Source organism: Pseudoalteromonas sp. TB41 (assembly GCF_000497975.1).
Taxonomy (GTDB): domain Bacteria; phylum Pseudomonadota; class Gammaproteobacteria; order Enterobacterales; family Alteromonadaceae; genus Pseudoalteromonas; species Pseudoalteromonas tetraodonis.
The window spans coordinates 1-19,314 of sequence record NZ_AUTH01000017.1 but is presented as its reverse complement, the minus strand read 5'-3'; the positions used below and the strand labels follow the sequence as shown (position 1 = coordinate 19,314).

15 protein-coding genes and 1 riboswitch are annotated in these 19,314 nt (G+C 37.5%); of the genes, 6 read left to right on the top strand and 9 right to left on the bottom strand.

Annotated elements, in window-relative coordinates:
• Positions 1-93: 93 nt before the first annotated feature.
• From L641_RS0102950 to L641_RS0102935, 4 genes are all read right to left on the bottom strand, one after another.
• On the bottom strand, positions 94-285 hold the full coding sequence (locus L641_RS0102950) for a DUF3185 family protein (protein ID WP_024601078.1): 192 nt from the start codon (positions 283-285) through the stop codon (positions 94-96).
• 48 nt (positions 286-333) lie between these two features.
• Positions 334-2,358: an ATP-binding protein gene (locus tag L641_RS0102945; RefSeq protein WP_024601077.1), complete on the bottom strand. Its 2,025-nt coding sequence runs from the start codon at positions 2,356-2,358 to the stop codon at positions 334-336.
• Between the two features lie 336 nt (positions 2,359-2,694).
• Positions 2,695-3,564 (bottom strand): patatin family protein, encoded by an 870-nt coding sequence (locus tag L641_RS0102940; RefSeq protein ID WP_084298550.1) that lies wholly within the window; start codon positions 3,562-3,564, stop codon positions 2,695-2,697.
• Between the two features lie 59 nt (positions 3,565-3,623).
• A complete protein-coding gene (locus tag L641_RS0102935; protein ID WP_024601075.1) occupies positions 3,624-4,598 on the bottom strand; it encodes a helix-turn-helix domain-containing protein in 975 nt (324 codons plus the stop codon).
• A gap of 151 nt (positions 4,599-4,749) precedes the next feature.
• On the opposite strand from L641_RS0102935, the gene L641_RS0102930 reads away from it, so the two are divergent.
• Positions 4,750-5,337: a cysteine hydrolase family protein gene (locus L641_RS0102930; RefSeq protein WP_024601074.1), complete on the top strand. Its 588-nt coding sequence runs from the start codon at positions 4,750-4,752 to the stop codon at positions 5,335-5,337.
• 120 nt (positions 5,338-5,457) lie between these two features.
• Here L641_RS0102930 and L641_RS0102925 read toward each other — a convergent pair whose 3' ends face one another.
• The gene (locus L641_RS0102925) at positions 5,458-6,882 is read right to left on the bottom strand and encodes a diguanylate cyclase (protein ID WP_024601073.1); all 1,425 of its coding nucleotides are present in this window, start codon (positions 6,880-6,882) and stop codon (positions 5,458-5,460) included.
• Between the two features lie 223 nt (positions 6,883-7,105).
• Between L641_RS0102925 and L641_RS0102920 the strand changes: the two genes are divergently transcribed.
• Positions 7,106-7,999 (top strand): cation diffusion facilitator family transporter, encoded by an 894-nt coding sequence (locus L641_RS0102920; protein WP_013463085.1) that lies wholly within the window; start codon positions 7,106-7,108, stop codon positions 7,997-7,999.
• 42 nt (positions 8,000-8,041) lie between these two features.
• On the opposite strand, the gene L641_RS0102915 is transcribed toward L641_RS0102920, so the two are convergent.
• Positions 8,042-12,541, bottom strand: a complete 4,500-nt coding sequence (locus tag L641_RS0102915) for an EAL domain-containing protein (protein WP_024601072.1) — start codon at positions 12,539-12,541, stop codon at positions 8,042-8,044.
• Positions 12,542-12,699: 158 nt separating this feature from the next.
• Here L641_RS0102915 and L641_RS0102910 point away from each other — a divergent pair, with 158 nt between their 5' ends.
• The 3 genes from L641_RS0102910 to L641_RS0102900 all read left to right on the top strand — a co-directional run bounded on the left by L641_RS0102910 (position 12,700) and on the right by L641_RS0102900 (position 15,359).
• Entirely contained in the window at positions 12,700-13,254 is a 555-nt protein-coding gene (locus L641_RS0102910; RefSeq protein WP_013463086.1) for an isochorismatase family protein, read from the top strand.
• 130 nt (positions 13,255-13,384) lie between these two features.
• The gene (locus L641_RS0102905; RefSeq protein ID WP_024601071.1) at positions 13,385-14,851 is read left to right on the top strand and encodes a methyl-accepting chemotaxis protein; all 1,467 of its coding nucleotides are present in this window, start codon (positions 13,385-13,387) and stop codon (positions 14,849-14,851) included.
• On the top strand, positions 14,835-15,359 hold the full coding sequence (locus L641_RS0102900; RefSeq protein WP_024601070.1) for a DUF6436 domain-containing protein: 525 nt from the start codon (positions 14,835-14,837) through the stop codon (positions 15,357-15,359). Before L641_RS0102905 ends, L641_RS0102900 begins: the two co-directional genes overlap by 17 nt.
• A 106-nt stretch (positions 15,360-15,465) precedes the next feature.
• Here the strand turns inward: L641_RS0102900 and L641_RS0102895 are convergent, their stop codons facing one another.
• The gene (locus L641_RS0102895) at positions 15,466-16,023 is read right to left on the bottom strand and encodes a TMEM165/GDT1 family protein (protein WP_024601069.1); all 558 of its coding nucleotides are present in this window, start codon (positions 16,021-16,023) and stop codon (positions 15,466-15,468) included.
• 84 nt (positions 16,024-16,107) lie between these two features.
• Positions 16,108-16,209: riboswitch (yybP-ykoY riboswitch) on the bottom strand.
• 178 nt (positions 16,210-16,387) lie between these two features.
• Here L641_RS0102895 and L641_RS0102890 point away from each other — a divergent pair.
• Positions 16,388-16,699 (top strand): hypothetical protein, encoded by a 312-nt coding sequence (locus tag L641_RS0102890; RefSeq protein ID WP_013463090.1) that lies wholly within the window; start codon positions 16,388-16,390, stop codon positions 16,697-16,699.
• A gap of 95 nt (positions 16,700-16,794) precedes the next feature.
• Here L641_RS0102890 and L641_RS0102885 read toward each other — a convergent pair whose 3' ends face one another.
• Together L641_RS0102885 and L641_RS0102880 are read right to left on the bottom strand one after the other, a co-directional pair.
• Complete coding sequence (locus tag L641_RS0102885; RefSeq protein WP_024601068.1) at positions 16,795-18,420, bottom strand: methyl-accepting chemotaxis protein; 1,626 nt, start codon at positions 18,418-18,420, stop codon at positions 16,795-16,797.
• 450 nt (positions 18,421-18,870) lie between these two features.
• Positions 18,871-19,314 (bottom strand): transposase (locus tag L641_RS0102880; RefSeq protein ID WP_024601066.1); only part of this gene is annotated, 444 nt, incomplete at its 5' end.

Genomic DNA, 19,314 nt, shown 5'->3' with positions numbered 1-19,314 from the left:
GTGTTTTAGCTTAAAGTCTCTTGATATAACAGCTCTCACCCATAGCTGTTTGTTCACCCAAGCCGCCCTCTCCAAAGGCGGCTTTTTTGAGTGCTATTTAAGTCGGGTAATACCCACTAAAATACAGACAGCGGCACCAATAAAGCCAAGCCAGGCTTCCATAGGTGTTTCGCCGTTTAATGCCCGGGTAACCTGAGAGGTTGCTGAGTCATAAACGTCATAGCCCCATATTGCCAGTGCGATACCAATAACAATAAGTACAATACCAATAATTTTATTTGTCATAATGATCCTTTGTTTTCTAGTGCAAGTTAATCTGAGCGACACTCGTTATTATAATGTGGCTACGCTCAGCCTTTTTAATGTATTTGTAATTGCTTCTTCTATTGCTGGAAGCTTAAATGGTTTGGCTATAAACATATCCATGCCCGCTTGTTTACAGCTTAGTTTATCTTGGGAAGAAGCATTAGCCGTCAGAGCGACGATATATGTGCTTTTGGGGCTACATATGTTATTAGATCTTAATTGTTTGGTAGCTTCAAAACCATCAAGTATTGGCATAATACAATCCATAAATATAAGATCGTAATGCTTTTGTTTGCACTTTAAAATTGCGTCTTGGCCGTCTATGGCAAAGTCTGATTTTATATTAAACTTATCCAGCGCAGCTTCTAACACAAGGCGGTTTATTTCGTTATCATCAACCACCAGTACTGATAATTTGGCACCATGATTATTAATCGATTTAAGACTCGGTGTCTGTATTTGTTGTTTGCCAAGTTCAATCGGGATAGTTAAGGTAAAACACGTACCCACATTAACCTCACTCGTTACTTCAATTTTGCCATTCATAAAACCAACGAGTTCTTTAACAATTGCTAAACCTAATCCGGTGCCGCCTTTATTGTTGTTAGCATCAACCTCTTGGGTAAAAGGCTTAAATAATGAGTTTAAATACGCTTTACTCATGCCGCGACCCGTGTCGGTTATTTTAATGGTAAGTAAAGGGTGTTTTGTGTCTAATGCTAATTGCGAATAGAGAGAAACAGATCCATGCTCTGTAAATTTTAACGCGTTACTTAGTAAATTAGAGACAATTTGGCTTAATCGAGAGGTGTCGCAGTATACCCAAACATCATTAGGAATGAGATTAGTGGCTAGCAGTTCAATGTTTTTATTACTAAACAAAACCGAATATAAAGAAACCAAATCGGTAAATACCGTTTTAAGTAAAGAGTGGTGAGGCTCCAGTTTTAACTCACCATGATTTATTTTTGAAAAATCGAGTACTTCATTAATAATATTCAATAAAATGTCAGCACTTCGAAGGGCTACTTTAATTTTTTCTGCCCGCTTGTCATAATCATGTTCATCAATGAGAGTCGCTAACATTCCCGTAATACCATTAAGCGGGGTTCTAAGCTCATGACTAATTTTGGCAAACAGCATACTTCGGTCTTGGAGGAGTTGTTCTGCAAGTGCTTTTTTTTGTTTTAACTCTTCGCGTAACTTAACGGCTTCAGTTATATCTTGAAAAGTACCAAATAATCGCACACATTTGCCGTTGTTAAACTCGGCCTCTCCAAAAGTCGACACCCAAATATTTTGCTGCTTTGCGGTAACTATTTCCAGCTCTAAATGCCATTTTTCACCCTTAGATACCGCATTTTCTACCGCTTTATTAATGCTATCTCGACTTTTACCCGCTTTATAAAATTCAATGGCTGTTTCCATGTTTGGAGTATAGCCTTCTTCGGCTTGATGAATACGTCGAGTTTGCTGGCTCCAAAAAATGCTATTGTCTATTAGGTCGACTTCCCATGTGCCTATATTTGCAACGCTTTCAAGTTTCAATAAGGTGTCACTATTTTTAGTGAGATTAACTTTATCCTGATTGCGCGCAAATTCTGAGCCCAACCACTGAGCTAATAATTCAATATAATCATAAGCTTCATCGCTAAAAAGGGCGCATTCTTGAGCTGATGAAAAGTTAACAGTTCCAAATACGTCAGTACCTATTCGTATAGGCGCTCCAATATACGCCTCCAATTGGAAATTAATATAGCAAGGATGATTTGCAATACTACTTTGCGACGCATTATGAAACGCCAGTGCAGAGTTGGCCAACAAAGTATGTGTACAATAGGTGCCGTTTAACTCAAACTCAGTACCAATAGCAAGAGAATTGTCAGGGGTAATAGCATGTAAAACAATGTAAGAATTATTTTTTACGCGGCTGATAATAGCCAAATCGAGCTGAAAAACATCGAGCCCAAAAGCAAGTAAGTCTGCAATTTTTTGATCAAAGCTAAGCTGTTGATCAGAGACTATATTATGAAAGCATCGAAGAAAATTCACAAAAAACCTTAATTTATTTAGTACGTACACAAGAACACAAGCAAGCACTATGCCTAAACATAATCTATTTTTTGACAATAAGCCATTAACACATAATTCCTTACTACATTAACTCGCGGGTTTAAAAATTAATAGCTTGAATTAGATGTAAATTCAGGTTGTATCACTATGTAGTTCTTCTGAGTCCACGCTGTTTATTAATAACCCTTCTTGTATTACCTGTGTATGCTCAAGCACGTTGAGTAACGTTCACCATAAACATATTTTATAATTTCAATAGCTTTGGGTGTATGAGTAAATGCAATTTTGACTTCGGGCAATCTGTTTGAAATGGTTTTATCGCTCGTAACCATTGCTACCAAATCTAGGTTTATCCAAGTAACTTTTAGCTTCATTTATGCCCATTTGATAGCCTGAATTGAGTATAGCTCGATTTTTAGTGGTGCGGCCGACTTTAAACCCTGTTGGTGGTGCAATAATATTTATTTTGCAATCTGACGGAGCATTGTGCAAAAAATCAATACTGTCATTATAATTTTTAGAACGTTGTATGGCGGCCTCTGCAAGCGCAGGGCTCTGTTTATAGAGTTGTTTAGTTAACCACGGTACTTTGTTGTCTTTTTTACGATAGCCTAAAGGTTGGGAGAGGATAACTGTTATTTCTGATGCACCCATTTCATAGGCTTTTTTTACCGGAATAGAATCGGCAACGCCACCATCGGTCATTGCGATCCCGTTTATTGTTGGGTAATCCCGATAAGCGATTGGGATGGCGCAAGAGGCTTTTAATTGCTCAACCATTTCATTGCCCGTTGCTTGCAAATAGTGAGCTTTACCTGAATCTATTGCCGTTGCAACAATATAAAAATCGTAAGGAGATTGCGAGAATTCGTCGGTATTCAAGGGGATTTCACGAACTGTTTCTTGCCACAGCCAATCTAAATCAAATAGATGGCCGCCTTTGATAAAACGTGCGAGATTAATAAATTCTGGCCTGCAGGAGTAATCGGTGATCACTTTGTAGTTGCGTGTTGGCTGCTTACATAAATAGGCTGCCACATTTGTAGCACCAGCTGATACTCCAAAATACCGATTAAAGGGTTGATATCCTTGATCTAAAAGCTCATCAAGTACACCTGCAGCAAAAATACCGCGCATTGCACCACCTTCAACGACTAACGTATGATTATTGTTCGTCATGCTCATTTCCATCCTTTGATAATACCTCATGCTAACAAGTGATTTGCGTATGTGCGAGTAACTTTTTATTGCGGCTCGCTACTTTTAAATTGCTTTCTGTAAGCGGAAGGTGAAATAGAGAAAGCGGCTAAAAACTGTTGTCGAAAGCTAACACTCGATGAAAACCCAGATTGATTAGCAATTCTATCTATATTGTGGTTACTTGTTTCTAATAGCTGCTGCGCGATGGTTAGACGTTGACTCAGCAGCCATTGTGTAAATGTAGTGCCCATTGCTTTTTTAAAAAGTCGAGAAAAATTACGGCGACTCATACTTGCTTTACTGGCGAGTTCATCGATTGTTAAAGGTTTAGTTAAATTTTTTAGTGCCCAAGTGATAGCCGGCTCTAAACGGTTACTATCGATGTGTCGAGGAATGGGTTTTTCTATGTACTGTACTTGTCCTCCACTGCGGTGAGGCGCCACAACCATGCGTCTGGCCACGCTGTTGGCAATATCTGCTCCGTGATCACGACGTAATAAATGTAGGCAACAATCAATTGCGGCAGCGGCGCCTGCTGAGGTAAAAACATTTCCTTCATCAATGTACAGTACATCGTTATCAAAGTTTACTTTTGGGTATTTTTTTGCGAAGTCGTTAGCCCATACCCAGTGGGTTGATGCTGTTTTGCCATCCAATATACCTGCTTCAGCAAGCACAAAAGCGCCTAAACATAAACCTACCATTCTTGCTCCACGAGCATGTGCACGGCGAAGTGCATTAAGTAAAGCTGTTGAGGCGGGTATATCAGGATCGCACCACGCGGGTACGATGACAGTATCAGCAGTTTCAAGTATTGACAGGTCTTGTTTTATTTCTATGGGAAAGCCAGAAAGTGTTGGCACCAGACCTACCGTTTCTGTACATACTGTGACTTTATATGGACGAGCGCCCACGCGGTCTAAGTCTTCACCAAAAATACTACACGGAATAGATAGGTGAAATAAACTGATATTGTTATAAGCAACAATCGCAACGGTATGTTCATAGAGTAATGTCATTTTGGCCTAATATCATCGACTACCGTCCTTTAGGACACTATTTGCAACCGACTATAAAGTATAAGCTGTCACGGTGCAAACGCAGCAGCACGGCTGTCACAGCTGTGATAGCTTATAAACTTAAATTTAACTCGGTATTAAAGGATAAATTATGACGACGACACTTCGTGAACTTAATGGGCTTGACTCAACACCCGCTTCACTTACAAACGCCACACTTATATTTGTTGATTATCAAAATACTTATACACAAGGTGTTATGGAGTTAGAAGGGTGGCAAGATGCTCTTAATAATGCGGCAATTTTACTGGCTGATGCACGTGCTGCTGGTTCTAAAATTATTCATATTATGCATGATGGTGGTGAAGGCTCGCCTTACGATATTAATGCCGAAATAGGCCAAATACACTCAAGTGTCGCGCCAATTGCGGATGAAAAAGTTATCGTTAAAACAGCTCCCGATAGTTTTGTAGGAACAGACTTAGGCGAACAAGTAGATGTAATTGGTAATAATAAATTGATCATTGTTGGGTTTATGACCCACATGTGTGTGACATTTACAGCGCAAGGTGCATTTTTAAGAGGTAACCACGCAACGGTAGTCGCTGACGCATGCGCTACAAGGTCATTACAAACTTCAGTGAGTGATGTGTTGGCATCTGATCTACATAAAAGTGCCTTAGCAACCATTAATGACTTATATGGCGTGGTTATCCCAAGTGCTGATGACTTAAGCTAAGAAAGTGTTTTTAATTTATAAATTTAAATGGGCAATTTATTGTTCATTTAAATAGCACAAAGTGGTTATTAATATAATGATATGACTTTCATTGTGAAAAGAGTAATTTATGATTGTTTATTATTCAAAAATACATATTTGATTTCTGCCAGCTTTCTTTGCTTTATATAAAGCGATGTCAGCGCTTTTTATTAGGGTTTCTGTGTGTGTATCTGCATTTGGATAACTACAAAAGCAACCAAAGCTAAGTGTTATGTAAGGGGCAATAGGAGAGAACTCATGCGTAATATTAAGTGCTTTTATTTTTTGCTCAATCAATAAAGCAAATTTATGGCATTGCTCTATATTCGTAGCAGGTAAAATGATTGCGAATTCTTCACCGCCATAGCGAGCTGCTATGTCACCCTCACGTTTACATAAATTTTTTAATGCACGAGCAACGTGTTTTAACGTTTCATCGCCTTTGTGGTGGCCATAATTGTCGTTATAGCGCTTAAAAAAGTCGATATCACACATAATTAAACTAATTGGTTGGTGTTGTCTTGCAGAGCGTTTAATTTCGCTCTTTAGGGAAGTATCAAAAAATCGGCGGTTGGCAATATCAGTAAGTGCATCGGTGTTTGCTAACTTATTTAATTTTGTATTAGCGTTAATTAATTGTTTTTGGGCTAACTGCAGCTTTTTTTTATAGTTTATGTTTTTGAGTGCGTTATTAATAATTTCGCCTACGAGCTTGATTCTTATTAAATCTATTTTGCTCCATTGGCGTTTTGTGTTAACACAGTCACAGCCAATAAAACCAACAAGCTCCTTGTCAAAGCGCAGGCCAACACATAAGACAGACTGAATACTCTGCGCTTCAAACTCTGCCTTTTCTGAATTCGCTTCCGGCGGTAACTGAGCAACATCATTAACTTTAAATAGGTGTGTTAAGTTCATTACATCAAAAAAGTAGGGTAGTTCGGCTTTAGGGACGTTTTGCAACCTATCTTTGTAGGCAGTTATGCCGGTGTTCACCCATTCATGCGTATTGGTTAAAGTTTCACTATCGGTATTAAATTCAAATAAGTAGCTTCTATCTGCTTTACAAACGGTGCCTATGGCTTTGAGTGCAAAGTTAATTTGTTGATCAATATTGTCATTTTGAATATCAATTAGTTTGGTGGATATTTTTGAAATAATATGGTCAAAATTATATTGCTCTGCATGACTATGGTCTTGCTCTAAAGTGATCATAGAAACAGAGTCATCAATGATTGAGTGGTTCACATTTAAAAGCTGAGGCGTGAATTCACACTCTAATAAAACAGCTGTTATAGTAGATGTGAATAATTGCTCAACGGTAACAACCGTATCATCATTAAAGTCGCGAAGCGTAATACTGTTAAAAACATCGCTGCTAAGCGCGTCGTCACTATTTATGTTAAGTAACGTTTTGGCATGTTGGTTTAAGATGTAATTATGTGTTTTATTGTCATAAACAATCACCGCCAAATTAATTAGATTAAAAACCTGCCAAATTGTATTGTTTGAGTCATGGCTCACGGGTTTCTCCGCATTAAAATATGATAACTGACCATATTTATGAATTAATTATTATTTTTGTATCTGCTTAGTTATTTTTAGTACAGTTTTTTGTGTTTTACTAAGTTTTTAGTGCGTTTATTTGGCCTACGTATTACAATTGTGACTGTATATCATTACGTATTTCCCAATTTGCTTTATTTCATAAGCTTACTTTATTTTTAGTGAAGGTCTATTATATTTCATGACAGAAATAACCACACATCATGCTTCTCGTCGCCGTTTGTTAATTGCACTTGCAATTACCTGCTCATTTATGGTGATTCAATTAGTGGGTGCGTATTACGCAAACTCACTTGCAGTACTTGCTGATGCAGGGCATTTGTTTGTTCATAATAGCTCTTTGTTCATTGCTCTCATTGCGTCTAGCTTTGCTATTCATTTAGCTAAAACCTATAACGATGGCCATCAAAAAGCAGAGCTAATAGGGGGGTTGATCAACGGCGTTTTATACCTAGCCATTAGTTCACTTATTTTATATGAGGGCACTGAGCGCTTTATGCATCATAAAGGGGGACATGAGCTGGTTATTAATAGTTACTTGATGTCGGTAATTGCTGCTATTGGTTTTTTATTTCATGGCGCAGCGGCATGGGTGCTTTATAAAGGCCGTAAGGCGAGCATTAATGTGTATGCCGTGTTTTTACACTCGTTTTTTGATTTAATATCAACGGTTTCTACTTTTGCTGCTGGTGTACTTATATACATAACAGGCTGGAATGTAATTGATATTTTATCGAGCATGTTAATTGCGTCTTTTGTCTTGTTTACCGGTATTAAGGTCATTATTAGCTGTCTCAAGGGGTTGCGTTCAAATAAAGCTAAGTTACCTAAAGTGGCCGATATTGAAACAGAAATAACCACCATGGAACATGTTGCAAATGTGCACAATGTCACTGTTGTTCGTAAAAACAAAAAGGTTATTGTTGGTGCTCATGTTGTGCTAAAACAACACTGTACTATAGAAAAACATGATGAAGAGTGCCGCTTAAAGGTAATTAAACTGCTTGCAGATAAATTTAATGTGCGCAACAGCGTATTACAAATAGAAAGCTACGAATGCAAGCACATACACTAATGCGTTAAACCTAAAAGCGACTTAACTAAGTCGCTTTTAGTTTCATATCAAATCAATAATTTTTTCGAAGCACTCCGGGCTCATTAAATCGTTAGCACTCATAGGGCGAGCAAGGTAATACCCTTGTAACTGATAACAGCCTATATTACGCAAGAAGTCTAGCTGCTCACGCGTTTCTACACCCTCGGCAATACAATATAACTCTAAGTTTTCAGCGAGTGAGTAAATCGTTTTAATAATAGATTCATCCCCTTTATCAATGCCAATACTATTAACAAAGCTTTGATCTATTTTTATCACATTAATTGGAAATTGACTCAAATAAGTTAACGATGAATAGCCAGTGCCAAAATCATCAAGATACAGTTTGAAACCAGCAGCCTGTAAGCTTTTTAGTTGCTTAGCCGCTTTGTATTTATCTTCTAATAGCGTGTTTTCTGTAATTTCTAAACGAAGTTGTTGTGGTTTTATCTGTGCTTTTTCTAGTATGGAGCTGAGCTGCTGCGTTATGTTGGCCTTTAAAATATGTTTTGGAGACAAATTTAACGATATGTAAAACAACGGGTTAATGTTCAAAAGTGGAGCAAGCTCAGTAATTGCACGCTGTAATGCTTGCTCAGTTAACATATCAATTAAGCCAGTCTCTTCAGCAACAGGTATAAATAAAGCGGGAGAAACCGGTTTGCCTTGGTTTTCCCAGCGCATGAGTAATTCAACCCCACTTATTGTTTTATCTAGTGTATTAACAATAGGTTGATAGTGATTAAAAAACAGATTGTCCCTAGCAGCATCTTTTAAGTCGTTTTCAAGAATAAGCTTTTGTTTAATTTGCTCATTCATTTTTTCATTAAAAAACTGAAATCCATTTCTGCCTGCTTGTTTAGCATGCATCATGGCAATATCTGCGTTACGTATGAGGGCATCGGTCGATGTTGCATCGTATGGGTACAATGCAATACCAATACTGGCTGATATATTAATAGCGAAGTCTTCAATAATAACCTTGTTAGCCAGCTCTTTGCTCATTTCGTTGAGGGTGTGTTGTAAAGAAGCCATTGAGGTAACGTTTTCAACTAACACTAAAAATTCATCACCACTTTGGCGGCCAAATGTAGCGTCATCACCTAAGTATTGGCTCACTCGCTCGGTAATATTGCACAATAGTTTGTCACCCACAGCATGGCCAAAGGAGTCATTGACGGGTTTAAATTTATCTAAATCTATAAATATTACAGCGCATTGCGAATCGTCTTTAGCGGCGCTTGTAATGGCATTTTCGATTTTTTGATTCATTAAACTACGATTAGGTAAGCCCGTTAACGCATCGTAATTAGCAAGGTAGCGTAACTCATTTTCAGCGCGTTTTTGCTCTGTTAAATCGGTAATAACAATAACATAATAACTGACTTTATCTTTTTCATTAGCAACGGCTGTGGCACTTAAATGAATAGGGTGTTTTTCAGCTTTTGTGGTCTTTACATAAGCATTTGTTCGCCAGTTTTCTTTTGGTTTAAGTGCTTTTAAAATTGTTGCAAACTCTCTACACTTAGCTTGACCAATGGCATTAATAAATAATTTTGAGGTAACAATCCCCTCTCTGCCTTCATCAGAAAACACATCCATAAAGCTGTTATTGGCTGAAAATGGCACGAGGTCTTCATCTAAAATAAGTAAAAAGTCATTTATTTGACTAAATGCTTCGCCTAATATCTTGGCTTGTTGTTCGTTTGCCAGCTGCTCGGTAATATTAGTAAAAATACCCGACACATAAAGAGGCTCTTTAGTGTCTTCATTATAAATAGTTTGCCCCAAATCATGAAACCATAACCAGTGCCCATCTTTGTGCCGTAAACGATAAGTAGCTTGCCAATGTTTTTGCTTAGTTTGGTTTGTAAAAGTATTCCATTTACTTTGTAGCCTGCGACGCTCATCAGGATGCATAATATTAAAAAAACTACTTATATCGATGCGTTCAGGTAAATTCTCGTAGCCAAGCTCTGCGCCTCTATCTGTATTTACTGAGTTATCTGCAAAGCTATAGTTCCATACACCGCTTTTATTACTTTTTAGTGCCAGCTCAGTTTGTGTTTTAGAGTGCACAGCGGCGCGGTGAGCTTGTTCAATTGCAATTTTACGGCTTCGGTATTGCCAGAAAAATAAAAACAAAATAACAGCAATAGCAATAAAATATAAAGTATATGCAATAGGAGACTGCCAAGGGGCGTAAGCTACACTAAATTTTAACTGTATGGGGTCACTTGTGATCACTCCATTTCGCTGTTGAGTAGAGACAGACAAAATATAATCACCAGGTTGTAATTTAGTAAAAAACACCTGGTTAGATTTTAAATCGTTGTAGCTCAAAGACGAAGGGCCTGTAAGCTCAACTTTATAGTAGGTTTTATTAATATTTTTATAATCAAAATTTGAAAACCGAACCGTTAAGCCCATATCGTCGTGCTTAAGCATTAATGGATCAGTGCTGTATTTTGAAGGGGAGTAATTAAGGGCTTGTGAAAACAAACTAATATTAGTAATTGCTAAGTTATTATTGATTTTTCGCTGTTCATTATCAAATTGCTCTGGGTCAAACATTAGCACGCCGCTACGGTTACCAAACGCTAACTCGTTGTTGTGTAATCTTAATGCTGCTAGAGCTGTAAAGTGATTGTTACTTAAGCCATCTTTTATTGTGTACGTGGTGATGTTAAGCGTATCTAAATTAAGTTGATAAAGACCGTTATCAGTACTTATCCATAAAAAGTCTTTATTATCTGCAATAAGTTTAAAAATAGAGTTAGTATTCAATGAGTTGTGTTTATCAAATACATGCACTTGCTGATATGTTTTAGCGTTTACTGCAATTAAGCCTTCTTGGGTGGTGGCTAACCACAGCAGCTCTCGCTTAGCATCGTAATAATAATTCTCTACTGTATGGTAAAGATTTTTTTTTGCTGTTTTAGATTCAAAAATAGTAATTAAAGTCGCTGTTTCTTCGTTGTATCGATAAAGCGTGTCAGAGGTACTTAACAGTAATTCGCCAGGGAAAGCCTCAGAGGGGGTATGAAACGTATATGCAAGCATGGGCGATACCTGCTCTTTTAGTCCATTAATAACTCGGTTTTCGCCTGTGTTACCATTAAATATATAAAAGTTATCATTGTTTATATAAGCAAAAGTATCGGGTGCAACTTGTGCAATGCCGAACGTATAGTCGGTATTTAACTTGTACTGAGTAATGTATTTGTTTTTTTCAAATGTTGTTGTTTCTTTATTAAAGAGATCGAGCCCGGAAAAAGTTGCTAGCCATAGGTAGTTATCGCCTTTGCCATATGCAGGGAAAATATCACCTATAGCCGATAGGCCATAGACCGCTTTGCTATCTTTAGATTGTAGATATAAGTCACTCTTTTGGGTTTCTAAGTTATACTGAACAAGCCCATCGTCAGTGCCTATCCACAGTAATTTACTATTATCTTGGTAAATAGTGTTTACAATATTATTTTCAGGTAAGGTTATTTTTTTAAACTTTTTTGTTTGTGCTGCCCAAGTAAATATTCCATGTGTTCTAGAGCCTAACCAGAGTAAGCCCGACTCATCAAACATAATATCGTTTATCGTGTTCTCTGTTACGTTGTAGTTACTATCTTTGAAGTTTAAAATAGGGCTAATACTTGTGTTTTTTCTATCGAATTCAAATAACCCACTTTCTGTGGCAATAAACTCACCATACGGTGTGTTTATATAATCCCAAATATTATAGTCACTTATCAAAGTTGTTAATGCTGAAGGGTTTATATTTTTAATTTCATCAAAAGCAATCCGATACATTCCTTCAACCGTACCAACTAGCAAACCAAGCTCATCATCTATGGATAAAAATTTAACATTGTTGCTATCGTTTGTAACTTCTTGAATGTCGTTAAGTGTTATTTGTTGTAGGTCGTTATTGGCAAAGTTATAAACATATAGCCCCTGATCGGCACCAATATACAATGTGTTTTGGTATAATGATAATGCTCTAATAAACATATTTTCATCGGGCAAAGATGAGATGAGTGTTAGGTCTTTTGATGTTTTACCATATCGGTAGATGTGCGAATCAATAGAAAAATAAAAATGCGCCGGTTGTTCAGCAACGGCCTGAACAGGAGAGAACTTTTCTTGATTTTGGTTTAAGTGCCCTGAATATATTAGCTCTGCTTGCAAGGTATTAGGGTTAATCAAATAACTTCCTGCAAGTTGAGTATTAACCAGAATTTGGCCGTCAATTGCTTTATAAATACTATTAATGTAGTTATTTTTTAAACCCAATTCGCTCTCGTAAGGCGTGACTTGGTATCCGTCGAATCGGTATAAACCTTCAGTTGTAGCAATCCATACATAGCCCATGTCATCTTGGAGTGATTTCACTATAAAGCTTTGCGACAATTGTTCGTTGTTAGTGATACGTTGTAATTGTTCTGAATAAGTTTGTGAAGCAAAGCTATGCTGCGAGCAAACAAATAAAAACATATAAACAATAAAGAAAAACTTACTCAAAAGCACTTACCCTTACAACGAACAAGGTTGGTATTAAATATTGGCGTAATATAACATGAGTTTAATTCAAAAATTACAAAAAGCATTAAATGTAAACTGTTTGTTGTGTTTTTGTTGTTTGTTACAAGGTTAATCTAGTTATAACGTAAGGACATAGTATGAATTACGCAGGAAATATTAAAGCAGAGCACAGTATACTTTTAGTTATCGACTTACAAAGTAAGTTAGCACCAGCGATTGCTTCGTTTAATGACACGCTAGATTGTGCTCTGCAGTTAGCAAAAGCAAGTGCTATTCATCAAATTCCTTCAATAATTACAGAACATTATAAAAAAGGACTAGGTGAAAGTGATGAGAAAATAAAATCTGTGTTACCTAATACACGCTATTTTGAAAAAATTAACTTTAGTGCCTGTGCACAAGAGGGGTTTTTAGATATTCTTGCGCAATTAAATCGCCCACATATAGTTGTAATTGGCACTGAAGCGCACGTTTGTGTGTTACAAACATGCTTAGATTTATTACAGCAGGGTTATGCGGTCACTGTGGCAGCTGATGCAGTAGCATCAAGAAACACAGAGCACAAAGCTATTGCACTAGAACAGCTTCGTCAAGCCGGTGCTATAGTCTCTTGTGTAGAGACCATCATATTTCAATGGACAACAAAAGCAGGGACGTCTACCTTTAAACAAATACTACCAATTGTTAAGTAGCGCATTAAAAACGGTTTTAAATCAAATAATTTGTACTTTGTTTGATTTGAAATAATAAATAGCTAGCTGTTTTGAGTTTAAATATCAGCTGAACGTGTTTAAATTAGAACACAATTAATTTAAGGTTTTTATGTCTAGTGTAAGTCGGTTATTCACAATTATTTTTAGTCTTTTGTTTATTGAGTCTATAGGTATTGGTCTTTATTTTGGCACCCTGACAGAAGCATTTCTTGTCGGCTTACCGTTATGTTTGCTCCCCATTTGGCTTTTAAAAACCCAACCCGATAGCAAAATGACACCGCATGTTGTTGCGGCTGCAATTATGATGTTTTCATTTTTACATATTCAACAAGCCTATGGCCTTATCGAAGTGCATTTCGAAATATTCATTTTCTTAGCCATGCTAATAATGTTCATAGAGTGGCGAGTGTTTATTACCGCTATTGTGTTTGTAGCTATACACCATTTATCTTTTTACTATTTGCAAACACAAAATACTGGTTTTTACGTATTTGATCCAGACCGACTTGCCTTTTCAACAGTGCTTATTCACGCAGCGTATGCCATTGTGGAAGCGCTTGTAGCTGGTTTTATTGCCGTAACATTAAATCGCGAACGCCGTGCGGGTCTATCGTTAAGTTATGCCACAGAGCAAATAATGCAAGATCCAAATCAAGTTAAGCTTTCTATGCGAGCAGATGACACAACAAGCAAAGCGGTAGTTGGTTTTAATACTTTGCTTGAGTACTTATCAGATGTGATTAAGCAAGTTCAAGTTCAGTCAGACTCTTTAAAAAATAACTCTAAAGAGCTTATTCATGTTCATGATGAGTTAGCCAATAGCGCGCAGCAACGAAACGCGCAAACAGATGATATTGCTAATTCAGGCGCACAAGTTGCGCATGGTTTTAAGTTAGTTGAACAAGAAAGCGATACTTTAAAACAACAAGTTAATAGCATTACTGAATCAGCCAATGTTGCGCTGGAGGAAGTATTACAAACCGACAGAAAAAGCACCGAGCTACTCACCTTGTTAACAAACACTGAAGAGCAGTTAAGCCATTTAGTGGCCGCTGGGGATGTTATTACTAGTTTACTCAATGAAATTTCAGGCATAGCCGACCAAACTAATTTATTAGCCCTTAATGCTGCAATAGAGGCCGCACGAGCGGGTGAGCATGGCCGAGGGTTTGCTGTTGTTGCCGATGAAGTACGCTCGCTTGCAAATAGCAGCCAAGCAACAACAACCAAAATAGCGTCTACGCTTACAGATCTGGTAAATAATAGTCGCACGTCAACTCAGTCGATGAATCAATGTGTAGAATTTGTGGTTGATTTAACAAAAATAAGCGCAACGATGAAAGAGAATATTTCGTCAATGAGTGATCAAATTCAAGCGGTATCTGCCAGCACTAACTCAGTAGCTCAAGTGGTTGCCGAACAGGCTGGAAATACAGAGCAAATAGCAATGAGTACAGATCAAATGCGCCAAAATCAGTATCAAGAGACTAAAATAGTTGAGCAGTTAACGGCTAAAGTGCAGCTGATAGACGTAAGTATTGATGTATTAGAGCAAAGTATTGCAAAATTTAAGTAAGTCTCGTTATTTCACCATTAGCTTAATTTGTATATGGCTTGCTTTTGTTGTGTCGGCACTTGTTTACTTTCAGCTAGGGCAGCTAAAGCCCTTTGATGAGGGTAATATGCTTAAACAGCAAAACTGGTTTTCGCAATTTAAAAACCAAGTACTGTGGCAAAACAAAGACAGTGCTCAACTTGTGATTATTACGCAAGAAAATTGCGGCTGTACAATTCAAGCACAGCCTCATTTATCAGCCCTGCAACGCTTTGCTACAAACCAAGGGGTTGAAGTGCAAAATTTTGTATTAAATAATGAGTTAAAGTCAGTGATCCCTGCCACACCTGCCGCCGTTTTAATTGATAAAAATGGTGAGTTTGTTTATGCAGGGCCTTTATCTGAAGGGCTGGCATGCTCTCAAGGTAGTGGCTTTGTGGAAATCGTTATTAGTAATTTACAGGCCGGATTTAACTCATCATTATTAATAGCGGATACAAAAGGCTGCTATTGTGTAAATAACGCCTAAATCATATACCCTTATATAAAAAGCGCTTACAACTAACTTGTATAAAAGTAGGCAAGCGCTTTTTATTGTTTAACGATTAAAGAGTGATTTAAACGTTATTTAATCATTATATAGTCACTAAACCATAAATACCCAACAGTACAAAAACACTGGCTGCTATCGCTCTTACGGTATTTAATGGAATTCTTTTTAGTAACGCCTTACCGGCATAAATAACAGGGACATTGGCAATTAACATGCCTACTGTAGTACCCAGCGTAACCCAAAGTACTGATTGATATTGTGCACCGAGCAACACGGTTGCAATTTGTGTTTTGTCCCCAATTTCAGCAATAAAAAATAAGATTAAGGCCACTAAAAATGCACCATAGCGGTCGTATTTATGGCTCACTTCTTCATCTTTATCTGGAATAAGTAGCCACAGCCCTACCACAATAAAGCTTATATTGACTATCCAAGGTAAGTATTCGACGGCAAAGTTTCCGCTTAGCCAATCACCAAACCATGCAGATAAACCATGATTAATAATAGTAGCAGCGAGAATGCCTAAAATAAGTGCAATTTTATTATGAAAGCGAGCAGCTAATAGTAAAGATAAAAGCTGGGTTTTATCGCCTATTTCAGCAAGGGCAACAGTGACGGTAGAGGTTAAAAAAATATCCATTAATATAATCTTCAGGCGGGAATACTAAACCAAGGCAAACAGCTATCTCCCGCCATGAGGATAGTGTCTACCTAGGTCTCGCCGATAACGCTTGCTACAACATTACAAACTTACCATGCACATGAGGTGCAATTATGTTGATAAGTTTACTCATTACTGAGCGGGCTACTCCCCTAAGAGAGCAGCGATTATTCCACAAAGTTTAAAGTAGGTAAATATATACGGGTAACTTTTAAATTTAAAAGGTGGCTTTGTGTCGTTAGTGCACAAATAAACTTGCTTTTGGCTATCAAGTTAGCTGTAATAATAAACAGAAGGAAGTTGAACAATTTGAAATTATATTCACGTGTAAAGGAATTTAAATATGCAATCAACTGTCGTTAAATCAACAATGGCAACCATTCAAAATGGAGTTATGAAAGCGGACGGAAAGTTTTGGATTACGCAAACCGACTTAAATTTTGAACCTTTTAATGAAAAATTAGGGTTAGAACCATATACAATTGCCCGTGATACAATTTTAAAAGTGGTTGAATGTAAAGGCAAAGGCGCAGGCCTTGTTCCAATAACAGCTGATGCGATAGAGGTTTTCACGCAAGATGGCAGCTCGTATCAGTTTATACTCTCAAACCCCAGTGATTGGATAAATATATTGTCAAATCAAACTAGTGCTTAAAGTAACAAGCATGCCATCAATTAATAATTTTAATTGATGGCAAATAAGGCTTTCATTTAAGGTATAACTCCTAACATGCGGCAAAATGAAAGTACCTAAACTTTAAATACATTAACTTGCCCTTGTAGCATTGCCGCAAGCTGTGCGAGTTCTTGCGATGCCTGTGCATTTTGCTGTGAGCTTTCGCTAACCGACGTGATACTCGCGCTAAACTCATTAATATTACTGCTTAGCTCATTTGCGACCATTTTTTGCTCCTGAGTTGCGGTTGATATTTGAGTATTCATATCTGCAATTTCAGTAACTTCACGGTTAATTTCGCTGAGCACCTGCGAAGAATAATTAGCATGGTCAACACTCTCTTTAGCGCTGCTTTCAGCGTTACCCATGGCATTAACAGCTTGCTGAGCCATGCCTTGTAGTTTAGTGATCATTTCATTAATGCTAGCGGTTGCCTTTTGAGTATTGTGGGCAAGTTGCCTTACCTCATCGGCTACAACGGCAAAACCACGACCAGAATCGCCAGCTCTTGCTGCTTCAATAGCTGCATTTAAAGCTAACAAGTTAGTTTGCTCAGCAACGCTTTGAATCATCATAACAACTTGGTTTATATCATTGGTTTGTGTATTTAGATCTGTGATGAGCTGCGTATTAGTATTAACTAAAGTTGAAAGCGTATTTATTGACTCTATATTATCAGCAACAGCTTGTTGCCCTTGGCCTGCCTTAATGTCGGCACTTGTTGCCTTGTCGGAGGTTGTTTGCGCGTTTTGAGCAACTTGTTCTATTGCACTGCTCATTTGAGTAATTGCAGTTGCAATCATAGCCGATTGTTGCTCTTGCTGCGTTGCTGTACTGGCAACCTGAATACTAATAGAGTTCATTTCTTCAGCTGCTGAGGCAAGTGTTAGTGTTGCGCCTGCCATATCTTTTACTAAACCTTGGATCCGAAGTAGCATATCATTAAAGTTAGATGCGGTATCTGCAATCTCATCCTTACCTTGAACCTCAGCACGAGCTGTTAAATCAGCATTGGTCGCAATGTGCGTTATGGTATCGCGTAATGACATTAATGGATTTTGTATCGAGGAATAAATAAAGTAAGCAACAATCAGTAACAGTAAAATCAATATCGCGATTGTCACACTCATTATCAATTTTATAAATTGATAATTCTCATCAGCTTTAACTTTAAAATCACTTGCTTCTTTAAGTTGTAAATCAATTAAAGCTTGGTAGCTGGCACTCAGCGGATCAAAGAGTTGGTAAAGCTCATAAACAAATTGCTTTTGTGGTAGTGATAAAAATTCACCACTATTAATGCTTAAAATCAAATTATTCAAGTGCGTAAGCACAGGCTGTAGTTTACTTTCAACGTTATCTACTAAGCGCTTTTCTTCAGCTGTTAGCTGTGTGCTCAGGTAGGCCTTCCATTCATTATCAGCCGTATTTCTAGCATCATTAATATTCGCTAAAAGCGCTGATTTGGTAATAGACTCAGCGCGATACTTGTGAAGTAAGTCAACAATATTTACAGCGTAATTATCAGACACATGTTTAATTTGCTTAAGTGGTACGACTCGGTCGTCGTATAAACTATCAATCCCTGCTACTAACCTTCCCATTGTGTTTATTGAAAAAAACGATGTAATTAAAAAAATCATAATTGGTAGCAATGCAAGCACGGCTAAACGGGTACGCACAGAATAATTGTTTAACATAGTTATCCAAAATTACAGCAATAATAAAAAAGTATAATATGGATAAAAAATTTTACTGAATTTTTATATGAAAATTATTCAGGTTTAATAACTCTTTTGTGTTTTAAGTTAAAAAATGCCTGCCTAATTTAAAAATGCTTTTACTCGCATAACCCAATCAATCTTTATTATTGTTACTGCAGATAGGGGGGTAGGTAATCTTGTCATTGTTTGCAAAACGCCAAGCAAATTATGTGTGATTGAACTGCGCTTAGAGCGAGAAGCAGACGGTCAGGTAAACTCGTTTTTGGACATAAATGAGTTAGAGCCGAAGGACGGCTCTGTGCCCAGACTGTGTAAAAACTAATTTTTAATAAATTGTCTTGGGTATGTTCTTAGTTTAAAACCATCTAGGATGGTTGCGATCGATTTTTTCTCAGTATTGCAATTTTCTCCGCGCGAGCGAAACTGCTATAGCAACGCTACTCTAATCGCTTTACTTAGACCATTAACTCCCATAATTGTGAGCATTCTTCTGAAGTTGTAAGCCAGAACATGAAGACTTATTTCTGTACTCACGCTTTTTAAACCTCGTGTTAGTAAGTGGGTAGCTCCCATCCAGAGTTTAATTGTGCCAAAGGGGTGCTCAACAGTTTGCTTGCGATGAAGCATCAATTCAGGTTCATTCTTTAGCTTTTGAAGCATTTCTTCTGTCAGAATCTCATGCACCCACCGCCTTATTCGCCTAGGGTCTTTTTTAGAGTTAGTGCACTGACTTCTTATTTTACAATCTCGACAAGCAATGTGATTGAAGTAAACATCAAGGTATTTACCTTGCTCAAATACCTGCATTCGATTTTGAAGTTCATTACCAGCGGGGCATAAGTAAATATCTTTATTTGCATCGTATTTGAA

Excerpts from the sequence above, each read along its gene's own strand:
- L641_RS0102940 (WP_084298550.1), bottom strand. The coding sequence starts at position 3,564 with ATGAGCATGACGAACAATAATCATACGTTAGTCGTTGAAGGTGGTGCA.
- L641_RS0102895 (WP_024601069.1), bottom strand. The coding sequence starts at position 16,023 with ATGGATATTTTTTTAACCTCTACCGTCACTGTTGCCCTTGCTGAAATA.
- L641_RS0102950 (WP_024601078.1), bottom strand. The coding sequence starts at position 285 with ATGACAAATAAAATTATTGGTATTGTACTTATTGTTATTGGTATCGCA.
- L641_RS0102935 (WP_024601075.1), bottom strand. The coding sequence starts at position 4,598 with ATGACATTACTCTATGAACATACCGTTGCGATTGTTGCTTATAACAAT.
- L641_RS0102930 (WP_024601074.1), top strand. The coding sequence starts at position 4,750 with ATGACGACGACACTTCGTGAACTTAATGGGCTTGACTCAACACCCGCT.
- L641_RS0102905 (WP_024601071.1), top strand. The coding sequence starts at position 13,385 with ATGTCTAGTGTAAGTCGGTTATTCACAATTATTTTTAGTCTTTTGTTT.
- L641_RS0102890 (WP_013463090.1), top strand. The coding sequence starts at position 16,388 with ATGCAATCAACTGTCGTTAAATCAACAATGGCAACCATTCAAAATGGA.
- L641_RS0102910 (WP_013463086.1), top strand. The coding sequence starts at position 12,700 with ATGAATTACGCAGGAAATATTAAAGCAGAGCACAGTATACTTTTAGTT.
- L641_RS0102920 (WP_013463085.1), top strand. The coding sequence starts at position 7,106 with ATGACAGAAATAACCACACATCATGCTTCTCGTCGCCGTTTGTTAATT.
- L641_RS0102885 (WP_024601068.1), bottom strand. The coding sequence starts at position 18,420 with ATGTTAAACAATTATTCTGTGCGTACCCGTTTAGCCGTGCTTGCATTG.